The following is a 12,970-nucleotide window of genomic DNA, read 5'->3' on the forward strand; positions in this document are numbered from 1 at the left end:
TCTTATGCAGTTGTCATAAAGTTGCTGCGCACAATTATAAGGATTAAAAAATGATCACGCTTTCGCGCCTTTATACGCACCCAGTAAAATCCATGAGAGGGGTGCGCTTATCTCATGCCTTCGCTGATACTAGCGGTTTGACTTTTGATCGTAATTTTATGATAACCACGCTGGAAGGTAAATTTATTACGGCGAGAAAATACCCGCAAATGTTACTGTTTACACCTGTTATGCTCAATAATGGACTTCATCTTCGAGCCCCCAATGGTGAAAGTGCAACAGTATTGTATCAGGACTTTGATGAGAAACAGAGCCCTACCGAAGTTTGGGGCAATCATTTTCACGCACTCATTGCACCCGAAACAATAAACAGCTGGTTAAGCACCTTTTTTGATGAGCCCGTTCAGTTACGTTGGCTGAGCCCACTGCTTTCTCGTCGCGTGAAAGAATACCAAGACGTGCCGATGTCATTTGCTGATGGCTACCCTTTTCTGTTAATAAATGAAGCGTCAGTTCAAGAACTACAACGCCGCTGCCCTGCCAGTATTAAACTTGAACAATTTCGGGGTAACTTAATTATTACTGGCGCAAAACCGTTTGAAGAAGACACGTGGAAAACGATTCAAATTGGGGATGTCATCTTTACTTTAGATAGGCCTTGCAGTCGCTGTATCCTCACAACCGTAAGCCCAGAAAAAGGCATTAAACACCCCAATAGCGAGCCATTAGCGACATTACAAACTTTCCGCTCAGATGAAAACGGTGATGTCGATTTTGGGCAAAATGTAATAATTCAAAATACAGGCGTCATTCGTGTTGGTGATACATTAACCGTATTAGAAACTAAGACCGCCAAACAATATTTAATGCAAGAAAGGGAAAAAGACCTTTCCACGCAAGATACTAAATCTCAAGTTAGCAAAGTCAGCTTAATTTTCGACGAAACCGAATATGAAGGTGATAACCAAAATGTGATCCTTGAACAACTTGAATCTCACGGTTTAAATATACCCTATTCATGTCGAGCGGGTATTTGTGGTCGGTGTAAAATTAAATTAGTGTCTGGTGAAGTGACGCCATTAAAACAAAGTGCAATTAGGGAGAATGGTTATATATTAGCCTGCAGTTGTATCCCTAAAACAGCATTAAAATTAGCATTTAAGTAAAATTTAATTTTGGATATTTAACACCATCATCTATTTTTATTTATGATGGTGTTAACATTCCAACAACCAAATTAATGATCATACTGAAAATAATAATTTTATTTATTCGTTTTTTGATGTGATCTATGATGATCAATCAAACCACATTTCCATATAACTGTCGTTTGGCTTTAGATGAATATTCAAGCATGCGATCATTCATGATCTTAATTGGATCACAAAATCTTAAAACACGATCAGGTAATTCCAAAACTGGCTCTGCCAATAAACACAAACTTGCACAAGATCCAGCTTCCGCAATAATAAATGTGGAATAATGATGGCTGTTTTCTAAGCACACTTGAATAATCTGCCCTTGCTTGGGCGTATTAATCGCATGGAATGAAGAAAAATACCAACTTTTTGGCATTTGCGGTTTTAAAAAACGATAAGCTACAAGACTATTAAGCACTAATTCGGCCCTTTCTTCTTGTGTAATATTTAATCGTTTAGCTTGCTCATCAAATAAATAAAATTCCCCAGCGTCCTCAATACTAAATGGCATTTCATTACGAGCAAATACCGTCAGCATTTTAGCTGGAAAACATGAACGAAATATCATGCCGTTGGCGAGATCTAACATCACCCTGTCATGGTCATGATCAAAATACCAACGCCAATGATCATCTGGTTTAATATTCATAAACGGATCCTTTAGCGATTTACCGGTAAATATATATAAGAACGATCATCAATACGATCTTTCCTAAATTTACTCTACAGCTAATTTTTATACGCTAAATAATTCGCCTTGCAGACAACTGGATAATGTTATTGTCAAATAACACATTCGCTGAAAATTGAAATAAAATTGATATAAAAATAGCCACTATTAGCAATATAGTTTAAAAGGGGGCATAAAGAAACCCCCTTGTTAAGTAAATTTACAATTTACTAGATATGATTGACAATATCTTTAATTAATTTTGGTCCATGATAAATAAAACCAGAATAAATTTGAATTAATGAAGCACCTGCTTCCATTTTTTCACGTGCTGCGGTTAATGAATCTATTCCACCCACACCAATAATCGGAAGTTTGCCATTTAATTCACGAGAAATAAGTTTAATCACTTGGGTGCTTTTTAATTGAACAGGACGTCCACTTAATCCACCCATTTCATTGCAGTGATTCAAACCTTGGACAAGAGAGCGATCTAGCGTGGTATTAGTTGCGATAACACCATCAATATTATGTCGGACTAAGCTATCTGTGACTTGAATAATTTCTTCTTCGGATAAATCAGGTGCCACTTTAACAGCAACAGGGACATACTTATTGTGCAATGATTGCAGTTCTAATTGCTTTGCTTTTATTCCACTTAATAAATCGTCGAGTGCTTCACCATATTGTAATGAACGCAAACCTGGTGTATTAGGTGACGAGATATTAATGGCAATATAACCTGCATGTGCATATACCTTATCCATACAAATAAGGTAATCATCTTTACCTTGCTCAACAGGGGTATCTTTATTTTTGCCAATATTAATGCCAATAATCCCGCCATAATTGGATTTTTTAACATTCTCAACAAGGTTATCAACACCCTTATTATTAAATCCCATGCGGTTAATGATCCCTTCCGCCTCAACTAAGCGAAAAAGCCTTGGCTTATCATTTCCTGACTGAGGACGTGGCGTCACAGTACCAATTTCAACAAACCCAAACCCCATTGCACCAAATGCGTCAATGCATTCACCGTCTTTATCCAAACCCGCGGCAAGCCCAAGTGGATTTTTAAACGAGAGTCCCATGCATTGGGTTGGTTTGGTAGCAACAGATTGGCGAATCAGACATTGAAAAGGGGAATGGTTTAAACGTTGAAGCTGGCGAAAAGTCATTTCATGCGCTTTTTCGGGGTCGAACTGGAATAGTGCCTTGCGGGCAAGGTGATATAACATATCCAATAACCTATATTCTGCTAGTGCGTTTCAATAAGAAAGACATCATGTCGCACGCACCCAATGCCACCAGCAATTAAGCTTTATGAACATAAGCTTTAGTGAACACTAAAGTGCAAACGATGTTTCGTCGGATAAAACGCGCTATAGATTACCCTATTTGAACGCTTATGTGCCATGAAAAAATCAATAAAAATGCGTTTAGTTGAATTTATCACTGCAAATTAGGTTTCACATAAGCTGGAGGTGACCTATCGTCATGCGGTTACTCGTTGAAAAAGAAAATCCCAGACAATATCTGGGATTTTCTTATATTTAACCGTGGACTAATTAGCTTTCTAACGCCTTGGTAATTTTTTCAAATAAATCACCCGATAAGTTATCGAGTTCTTTTAATTGCTCTAACACGTTACGCATCTGAGCTTGACGCTTTTCATCGTAGCGTTTTAAGCGAATAAGAGGCTCAATTAAACGAGATGCGACTTGCGGGTTACGAGTATTCAGATCGACTAAAATTTCATACAGGAACTGATAGCCACTGCTATCCTCTGCATGGAAATTAACAGGGTTACCTGCCGTGAAAGCGCCAACTAACGAACGAACACGGTTCGGATTACTCATACTGAATGAACGGTGATTTAACAGCTTACGCACATTTGATAACGTGCCTTTTGCTGGGTTTGAACCTTGCAATGTAAACCATTTATCCATTACCAAGCCATCGTGGTGCCAGCGTTCATCAAAATCAGCCATCAATTGTACGAGGCAAGGCAGTTGTGCTTCATTAGCAGCTGTCAGTGCTGCCAGTGAATCCGTCATGTTATCCGCATTTTTATACTGATCTTCGACCAGTTTATTCGCCATCACTGCATCATCATTCACCGCTAAATATTGCAAACAAACATTACGTAACGATCGTTTTGCAATATCTTGATGATCGACACGGTAACCATCAATATTAATCGAGCGGTATACCGTCAAGAATTCATCAGACATCTCGTTGGCTAATCGGTGATGAATAAAATTGATCACCTCGTGGATAGCAACAGGATCGATAACTGTAAATAGCTCTGCAATTTCATTCTCTGATGGCAGCGTTAAGATCAATGCAGCTAGCGCAGGATCAATTGATTCACTCAATAAAACGGCACGGAAAGCATCAACTACCGACTCAGGTAAAACAAGTTCTTCACCTTTTTGGTATTTAGCGACATTGATCTTTGCATAGTTGTTGATCAGCTGCTGAGCGGCATCCCAACGTGAAAACTCGTTGCTGGCATGCTGCATCAAAAACGCTAATTGTTCATCGCTATAGTTATAATCTAACTTAACTGGCGCAGAAAATTCGCGTAATAAAGACGGCACTGGCCGAGTTGTGACTTCATCAAACACAAAAGATTGTGTCTCTTGAGTGATGTTGAGCACTGAGTTTACCACGCTCCCACCACGTTTTAATGGAATAACTGCCCCTTCCTCATCATATAACTCAATATCCAGAGGAATATGCAGAGCCAGTTTTTCTGTTTGATCTAACGTCGGCGGCGTCATTTGGCTAACATGCAATGTATACTGCTGTTTTTCAGGCGAATATTCATCACGTACTGTTAATACTGGTGTACCTGATTGGCTATACCAGCGGCGGAATAAAGACAAGTCGACATTTGACGCATCTTCCATTGCTTGGACAAAATCGTCACATGTGGCTGCGCTGCCATCGTGGCGATGAACATACAGCTGTATCCCTGCTTGGAACATTTCTTCACCAAGTAAGGTGTGGATCATCCGAATGACTTCAGAACCTTTTTCGTACACTGTTAATGTATAGAAATTATTCATTTCTATTACTTTTTCAGGGCGAATTGGGTGAGCCATTGGGCTTGCATCTTCCGCAAATTGTGCCGCGCGCATCACTTTAACATTATTAATTCGGTTAACTGATCGAGAGCCTAAATCTGAGCTAAATTCTTGGTCACGAAAAACCGTTAAGCCTTCTTTTAGGCTTAATTGGAACCAATCACGACAAGTAATGCGGTTGCCCGTCCAGTTATGGAAATATTCATGGCCAATCACGGATTCAATATTCAGATAGTCTTTATCTGTTGCCGTATCACTTTTGGCTAACACATATTTGGAGTTAAAGACGTTCAAGCCCTTATTTTCCATTGCTCCCATATTGAAGAAATCAACGGCGACAATCATATAAATATCAAGGTCATATTCTAAACCGAAACGCTCTTCATCCCATTTCATGGCATTTTTTAGCGACTGCATCGCCCATGGCGCTCTGTCTAAATTACCTTTATCGACAAATAATTCCAACGCCACTTCTCGGCCACTACGAGTGATAAAAATATCTTTTAATACGTCAAAATCACCCGCGACCAATGCAAATAAATAGCTTGGTTTCGGGAATGGGTCTTCCCATTTAACCCAATGGCGACCATTTTCTAACTCGCCTTCTGCAATACGGTTACCATTAGATAAAAGATAAGGATAACGCGTTTTGTCTGCAGTAATGGTTGTGGTGTAACGCGCTAATACATCTGGGCGGTCTTGATAAAAGGTAATGTGGCGGAAACCTTCTGCTTCACATTGCGTACATAGAGCATCACCTGAAACATATAAACCTTCTAACGCCGTATTTTTTTCAGGGCTAATTTCATTCACAATACGCAGCGTAAAAGATTCAGGTAATGATTTAATAATCAATTTACCTTCAGCTTGTTGATAATCGGCCCACACTTTTCCATCAATTTCGATACTCATTAATGATAAATCTTCGCCATGTAATTCCAGGGTTGAAGATTGTGGATTAATGCGTTTCACCTGACTCACTGCGGTTACTACGGTCTTAACAGGGTCAAGATTAAAATCGAGGTCAATCTCTGTAATCGTATAATCAGGGGCTTGATAATCCTGACGATATTTCGCTTGTCTTAACTGGGTCATAAGTAACCTTTTAATTCGTTATATTCGATATCGCACTACTTCGCTGCTTTATACAATACTATAAGACACCGTAATGTGAACGGATTTGAGAAACATTTTCATCAAAAGATGTTATCTGTTTTTTATCTGATGTTACTTTCTTATATTTAATAGTCGCTGTTTTGTTACAAAATCGTTTGTTTGTTGGTGCTATAGTACTATCAAATATTTCACGACATGTTAGTATCTTTTCGTGATTAATCGTTTTGTATCTAAAACATTAGTCGCTCTCGTTTCAAAATGGATTTCTCTGATATAACAGCTTTACCTAGAAGCAAATGAGCGAATTAAGCTGAATATGCCCCGCTAATACAGACTGATAGAATAACGCTTCTATCTTTTGTTAAAGTGGGTATACTTTTGCAACTTTAACGATTTAGCAAATTGCTAATATAAGTAGATAAGCTCCGCGAGGATGTCTGCGCGCCATGAATTTAGACGCTACACCGATTATTACATCACTGCTTGATACCGATGCTTACAAGCTTCATATGCAGCAGGCTGTTTTCCACCGATACTACCACGTACCGGTTGTTGCTGAGTTCCGCTGTCGTAGCAGTGAGCTCCTAGGCGCCTACGCCGATGAAATTAGGCAACAAGTTCAGTTGATGGAACATTTATCCCTGACTGACGATGAACTGACATTTCTACACCGCTTGCCTTTTTTCCAAGAAGATTACCTCACTTGGCTAAAAACGTTCCGCTTTAACCCCGAACAAGTCATAGTCACCTCTCATGACGATGGGCAATTAGCTATTCGTATTAGTGGCCCTTGGCGTGAAGTGATCATGTGGGAAGTCCCTCTGCTTGCACTTGTTAGTGAAATTGTGCAGCGAGATAGACACCCTGAAATCACTCCCGACGATGCTGTTAGCCAACTCAGAAAACTGTTAACCGTTTTCTATGCGCAAGCTAATGAAGACCAGCTTGATTTGTCTGGCTTTAAATTAATGGATTTCGGCACTCGCCGCCGTTTTTCTTATGCGGTGCAATCCGCTATTGTTTCCATGCTGAAAAACGAATTTCCTTATCTTATCGGTACCAGTAACTACCAACTGGCCCATGAGCTCGATTTAATCCCTGTCGGTACACAAGCACACGAGTGGTTCCAAGCACACCAGCAAATTAGCCCCGAGCTAGCAAACAGCCAGCGTGAAGCCCTACAAAGTTGGTTAGACGAATACCCTGATCACCTTGGCGTAGCGTTAACTGACTGTATCACCATGGATGCCTTTTTACGTGATTTTGATGCTGATTTTGCGAAACGCTACCAAGGGTTACGGCATGATTCGGGGGATCCGATCGAATGGGGTGAAAAAGCCATTGCTCACTATCAAAAGCTGGGTATCGACCCAATGAGCAAAACACTGGTTTTCTCCGATAGCTTAGATTTACAAAAGGCACTTGATTTATATCGCTATTTCCATCAGCGCATTAATCTCGTTTTTGGGATTGGTACAAGGCTAACATGCAATATTCCTCATGTAACGCCGCTGAATATTGTCATCAAGCTTGTCGAGTGCAATGGAAAACCCGTCGCTAAATTATCAGATAGCCCTGGCAAAACGATTTGTGAAGACGATGAATTCGTTAATCAACTCCGAAAAGCCTTTGATCTGCCTAAAATGGAAAAAGCCTGTTAATCCGCTATTTTTCCTCATTCAGCACAAGAAGATGCACTTTTCTTGTGCTGAGCTCAAAAACCCGCTTTTTCTTTTATTCACTTACTATTACTATAGTTTTTGAGCTCTAAAATAATCGTTCGATTCCACTGAAATTATTTATCGCGATTTTTTACTTGTTTCCTAACAAATGGCAAGTAACATAGAGCTTTGGCCCCTGAAATATGGGATTAATACGAAAAAGCCTTATTAATCTGTTTCATCCGCCATTCGCATAATAACAAGGTTGTTATGTGCTTGAACTCGGTATTGAATATTCCTATTACGAAAGCTGGAATACACCCTAAATAATTCGAGTTGTAGGAAGGCGGCAAGCAAATTGAGCCCTAGGAGCATACTGAAGTATGTGACTAGGGTCAGTTTGTGAAGCCAACACACCTACAACTTGAAGTATGACGGGTTGCAGATGCATAAGATTAACCATTATATAGAAGAGAGTGAATTATATGATAGTAGCGCCTGTAGTCGACGTACTGCAAGGCCGTGTGGCGGTAGGCTCTGAAGTCACCGTTCAAGGCTGGGTACGTACAAGGAGAGATTCAAATGCTGGTTTTTCTTTCCTCGCCGTTTATGACGGCTCATGCTTTAACCCGTTACAGGCTATCATTAATAATAATTTACCGAATTATAATGACGAAGTCCTGCATCTCACCACGGGTTGTTCCGTTGAAGTCACGGGTACGGTAAAAGAGTCTCCAGGTCAAGGTCAATCATTTGAATTAGAAGCCACCGCAGTCAAAGTGGTTGGTTGGATTGAAGACCCTGACACTTACCCAATGGCAGCAAAACGCCATAGCGTTGAATTCTTACGTGAAGCAGCACACTTACGTCCACGCACTAATTTAATTGGTGCTGTTGCACGTGTTCGTCATACCTTAGCGCAAGCTATCCACCGCTTCTTTGATGAACAAGGCTACTTCTGGGTTTCAACACCAATCATTACGGCTTCTGATACCGAAGGCGCAGGTGAAATGTTCCGTGTCTCTACACTGGATTACAATAACTTGCCACGTAATGACAAAGGTGAAGTGGATTTCAGTGAAGATTTCTTTGGTCGCGAAGCCTTCTTAACGGTTTCAGGCCAGTTAAATGGTGAAGCCTACGCAACGGCACTGAGCAAAGTGTATACCTTCGGGCCAACATTCCGTGCTGAAAACTCCAACACCAGCCGTCACTTGGCGGAATTCTGGATGGTTGAGCCAGAAGTTGCGTTTGCAAACTTAGATGATGTGGCTGGCCTTGCAGAAAAAATGCTGAAATTTGCATTTAAAGCAGCACTGACCGAACGCCGTGATGATTTAGAGTTCTTCGCGCAACGTGTTGATAAAGACGTTATCACTCGCTTAGAAAGCTTTGTGAACTCTGATTTTGCGCAAGTTGATTACACGGATGCTATCAAAATCCTTGAGACCTGTGGCCAGAAATTCGAAAACCCAGTTTACTGGGGTGTCGATATGTCTTCTGAACATGAGCGCTACCTTGCTGAGCAGCACTTCAAAGCACCTGTGGTTGTGAAAAACTACCCGAAAGATATCAAAGCTTTCTATATGCGCCTCAATGAAGACGGCAAAACCGTTGCTGCAATGGACGTATTAGCACCGGGCATTGGTGAAATCATCGGTGGTTCACAGCGTGAAGAGCGTTTGGACATGTTAGATGCTCGCCTTGAAGAAATGGGCATGAACAAAGAAGATTACTGGTGGTACCGTGATCTACGCCGTTATGGCACAGTGCCTCACTCAGGTTTCGGCCTTGGTTTTGAGCGCTTAGTTGCCTATGTAACTGGTGTCGGTAACGTACGTGAAGTGATCCCATTCCCACGTACCCCAAGAAACGCAGCATTCTAATTTCTGCTTTTCTGTATTGATTCACGAGCCAGCGCATGTTGGCTCGTGATAATTAAGCCCTGAGATGCTTTCACTTAATCACTATCTCATCTTGTTACATTTAATTTCAGTCATCTGATAAACAGATCACATTTTTTACGTTATTGCCTTATAATTTCCCGTTATATTGCACTTACATTGATATTGCTAAGAATAATCTGCTTTTTTGCTTCATTTTTGTTTTTTGCCAACCAAAAATCTTCAGTTAAATCTCTCTAAGTTGCTCAAAAAAAGCTCAAATCGTCTACTGAAAAAGTTCCCTTAATTTTGTAATATTTTTTAAACTGGTACGATGAGTGGTTGTTTTTTATTCTATTTTTTACATTTAGAAACATCTAGTTACCATTTGTTTCAGAATCTTTGATTTTGTAGCACTTTGAGGGTAGATAATTTTATTTAGCAATGGAACACTGGTCGCCGACATAGACGACACTAATCTCTCATAAATAGTTCCAATTATTTTTTGCGAATTATTTTTGGCAGTGGCAGGTGTCCGAATAACACCAATGAGGGTAATAATAATGATGAAACGCAATATTCTTGCAATGGTTATCCCAGCTCTGTTAGCTGCTGGTGCAGCAAACGCAGCTGAAGTATACAACAAAGACGGCAACAAGTTAGACGTTTATGGTAAAGTTGACGTTCGTCACTACTTTGCTGATGCAAAAGGCAGCAAAGGCACTTCTAGCGAAGATGGCGATGATTCACGTGTTCGTTTAGGTATCAAAGGTGATACTCAAATCACTGATCAGTTAACTGGTTTTGGTCGTTTCGAGTGGGAAACTAAAACTAACAAAGCTGAAGACAACAACGAAAACAAAAACCGCTTAGCATATGCTGGTCTGAAATTTGCTGATTTCGGTTCAATCGATTACGGCCGTAACTACGGTGTTATCTATGACACGAACGCATGGACCGACGTATTCCCATTATGGGGCGGCGACACTATGGCTCAGTCTGACAACTTTATGACTAGCCGTAACCGTAACCTGTTAACTTACCGTAACAACAACGCATTCGGTTATGTTGATGGCCTGAGCTTCGCTCTGCAATACCAAGGTAAAAACGGCGACGATAACAAATCAAGCTCTAATAACCCACGTAAAGACAATGGTGACGGATACGGTTTATCTACCGCTTATGACTTAGGTTGGGGCGTAACACTGGGTGGTGGTTACTCTAACTCTTCTCGTACTCCAGACCAACGCAACTTAACCACTGCTGGCGGCCAAAAAGCTCAAGCATGGAACGTGGGTGGTAAATTCGACGCTAACAACGTTTACTTAGCAGCGATGTATGGTCAAACACTGAACACAACTCGTTACGGTAATGGTAACCGTGTTGCTAATAAAACTGAAAACGTTGAATTAGTTGCACAATACCTGTTCGATTTCGGTTTAAAACCATCTATCGGTTATAACCAATCTAAAGGTAAAGACTTAGGTGCATACGGTAACAAAGATTTAGTTAAATATATCTCTGTAGGTTCTTACTACTACTTCAACAAAAACATGTCTGCAGTTGTTGATTACAAAATCAACCTGTTAAAAGACAACACCTTCACAGAAACTTCTGGTATCAACACTGATAACGTAGTTGGTTTAGGCCTGATCTACCAATTCTAATTATCAGTTAACTGATAATTTAGAAAACGGTAACATGTTTTTGCGAGCAGCGCTTCGGCGCTGCTTTTTTATTGGCGCGTTATTCCTACCTTAAAACCTGTTCACCTTCCCACTTATCAACCCAAACCATCGATAAGACAGGTAAATTCACCACCTTTATGGATATTTCTGGTTGGATTACATGCAATTCCTACCTAGCTCACAAGATCTCGCCAATTTTTCGTAAAACGGTTGGCAAAAGCCCTTTCACACGTTAACCTGAGAACTCGACTCGTTCGACTAAACCCGTTTTCAGCTATACCCAGCATTAACCCGCTGGATGGGGCATCTGACAGGTAAGGTTGCCATAAACACCCTTACTTTGCCTCACCACACAGGTTGGTGTTAGGTACCACAACCGAGCTTTGGAATCGACAACATGTTTGAGAAAATTACTTCTGCCCCCGCTGACCCAATTTTAGGTCTTGCTGATAGTTTCCGTGCTGACCCCCGCGATAATAAAATTAACTTAGGTATTGGCGTCTACAAAGACGAATCAGGGAAAACCCCTGTGCTTGATACCGTCAAAAAAGCAGAAAAATTCCTGCTTGATAATGAAAACACCAAAAACTATCTTGCGATTAGCGGAATGCCAGAATTTGGCCGTGTAACACAAGAACTGTTATTCGGTGCACAACATGAAATTGTCACCTCAAAACGTGCACGTACAGCGCAAGCACCGGGTGGTACAGGTGCATTACGTATCGCTGCGGATTTTATTGCGAAACAAACCAACGCGAAGCGTGTTTGGATAAGCAATCCAACTTGGCCTAACCACAAAAATATTTTTGAAGCAGCTGGCTTAGAAGTATTAACCTACAACTACTATGATGCGGCTAGCCACGGTATGGATTTTGACGGTATGCTAAATAGCCTGTCATCTGCTGTTGCTGGCGATGTGATTGTGCTGCACGGTTGCTGCCATAACCCAACAGGGATTGACCCAACCCCTGAGCAATGGGCTAAACTGTCTGACCTGTGCGCAGAAAAAGGCCTATTACCTGTTTTTGACTTTGCTTACCAAGGTTTTGCTAAAGGCTTAGATGAAGACGCTGAAGGCCTGCGTATTTTCACCAAAAATAACCCTGAAATGATTGTTGCCAGCTCATTCTCTAAAAACTTTGGTTTATACAATGAGCGTGTTGGTGCTTGCACTATTATCGCGAAAGACAGCGATAACGCAGAGCGTGCATTTAGCCAAGCAAAAGCGGTTATCCGTGCAAACTACTCAAACCCACCAGCACACGGCGCAGCAGTGGTTACCACAATCCTTTCTGATGATGCGCTAAAAGCCGAATGGATCCAAGAATTAACCGCAATGCGCGAACGTATTAAACGTATGCGTCAGCTACTAGTCAAAACTTTGGATGAAAAAGGCGCTAAACAAGACTTTAGCTTCATTATCAACCAAAATGGTATGTTCTCCTTCAGTGGGCTGACAAAAGAGCAGGTAGAGCGTCTACGTAGCGAATTTGGTATCTATGCTGTGAGCTCAGGCCGTATTAACGTGGCTGGCTTAACGCTGGAAAATATGGTTCCACTGTGTGATGCTATCGTGAAAGTTCTATAGATATTTATTCAAACAACTAAATATTTCACAAAAACAGCCAGTAACTTAACTGGCTGTTTTGTTTATAGCA

8 protein-coding genes are annotated in these 12,970 nt (G+C 40.8%); 5 read left to right on the forward strand and 3 right to left on the reverse strand.

The genetic code is table 11. From position 1 onward, the window contains the following. Positions 1-50 precede the first annotated feature (50 nt). On the forward strand, positions 51-1,166 hold the full coding sequence (locus AABS66_RS08455) for a YcbX family protein (protein ID WP_430224768.1): 1,116 nt from the start codon (positions 51-53) through the stop codon (positions 1,164-1,166). Positions 1,167-1,302: 136 nt separating this feature from the next. On the opposite strand, the gene AABS66_RS08460 is transcribed toward AABS66_RS08455, so the two are convergent. The 3 genes from AABS66_RS08460 to pepN form a co-directional block, all read right to left on the reverse strand. Next, positions 1,303-1,848: a cell division protein ZapC gene (locus AABS66_RS08460; protein ID WP_206086663.1), complete on the reverse strand. Its 546-nt coding sequence runs from the start codon at positions 1,846-1,848 to the stop codon at positions 1,303-1,305. 251 nt (positions 1,849-2,099) lie between these two features. Then, positions 2,100-3,110, reverse strand: coding sequence for a quinone-dependent dihydroorotate dehydrogenase (pyrD, locus tag AABS66_RS08465; RefSeq protein WP_206086662.1), 1,011 nt, complete (start codon positions 3,108-3,110; stop codon positions 2,100-2,102). A 330-nt stretch (positions 3,111-3,440) separates the two neighbouring features. After that, a complete protein-coding gene (pepN, locus tag AABS66_RS08470; RefSeq protein WP_375083614.1) occupies positions 3,441-6,059 on the reverse strand; it encodes an aminopeptidase N in 2,619 nt (872 codons plus the stop codon). Between the two features lie 467 nt (positions 6,060-6,526). On the opposite strand from pepN, the gene pncB reads away from it, so the two are divergent. From pncB to AABS66_RS08490, 4 genes are all read left to right on the forward strand, one after another. Beyond that, positions 6,527-7,741 (forward strand): nicotinate phosphoribosyltransferase, encoded by a 1,215-nt coding sequence (gene pncB / locus AABS66_RS08475; protein ID WP_430224769.1) that lies wholly within the window; start codon positions 6,527-6,529, stop codon positions 7,739-7,741. A 485-nt stretch (positions 7,742-8,226) separates the two neighbouring features. Next, a complete protein-coding gene (gene asnS, locus AABS66_RS08480; protein WP_272538749.1) occupies positions 8,227-9,627 on the forward strand; it encodes an asparagine--tRNA ligase in 1,401 nt (466 codons plus the stop codon). 563 nt (positions 9,628-10,190) lie between these two features. Further along, complete coding sequence (locus tag AABS66_RS08485; RefSeq protein ID WP_430224878.1) at positions 10,191-11,291, forward strand: porin; 1,101 nt, start codon at positions 10,191-10,193, stop codon at positions 11,289-11,291. Between the two features lie 418 nt (positions 11,292-11,709). Next, complete coding sequence (locus AABS66_RS08490) at positions 11,710-12,900, forward strand: amino acid aminotransferase (RefSeq protein ID WP_206086658.1); 1,191 nt, start codon at positions 11,710-11,712, stop codon at positions 12,898-12,900. Positions 12,901-12,970: the final 70 nt, after the last annotated feature.

It is taken from the genome of Providencia sp. SP181, assembly GCF_050446505.1.
Lineage (GTDB): Bacteria > Pseudomonadota > Gammaproteobacteria > Enterobacterales > Enterobacteriaceae > Providencia > Providencia vermicola.

Coding starts and splice junctions, on each gene's coding strand:
- AABS66_RS08455 (WP_430224768.1), top strand. CDS start 51: ATGATCACGCTTTCGCGCCTTTATACGCACCCAGTAAAATCCATGAGA.
- AABS66_RS08460 (WP_206086663.1), bottom strand. CDS start 1,848: ATGAATATTAAACCAGATGATCATTGGCGTTGGTATTTTGATCATGAC.
- pyrD (WP_206086662.1), bottom strand. CDS start 3,110: ATGTTATATCACCTTGCCCGCAAGGCACTATTCCAGTTCGACCCCGAA.
- pepN (WP_375083614.1), bottom strand. CDS start 6,059: ATGACCCAGTTAAGACAAGCGAAATATCGTCAGGATTATCAAGCCCCT.
- pncB (WP_430224769.1), top strand. CDS start 6,527: ATGAATTTAGACGCTACACCGATTATTACATCACTGCTTGATACCGAT.
- asnS (WP_272538749.1), top strand. CDS start 8,227: ATGATAGTAGCGCCTGTAGTCGACGTACTGCAAGGCCGTGTGGCGGTA.
- AABS66_RS08485 (WP_430224878.1), top strand. CDS start 10,191: ATGAAACGCAATATTCTTGCAATGGTTATCCCAGCTCTGTTAGCTGCT.
- AABS66_RS08490 (WP_206086658.1), top strand. CDS start 11,710: ATGTTTGAGAAAATTACTTCTGCCCCCGCTGACCCAATTTTAGGTCTT.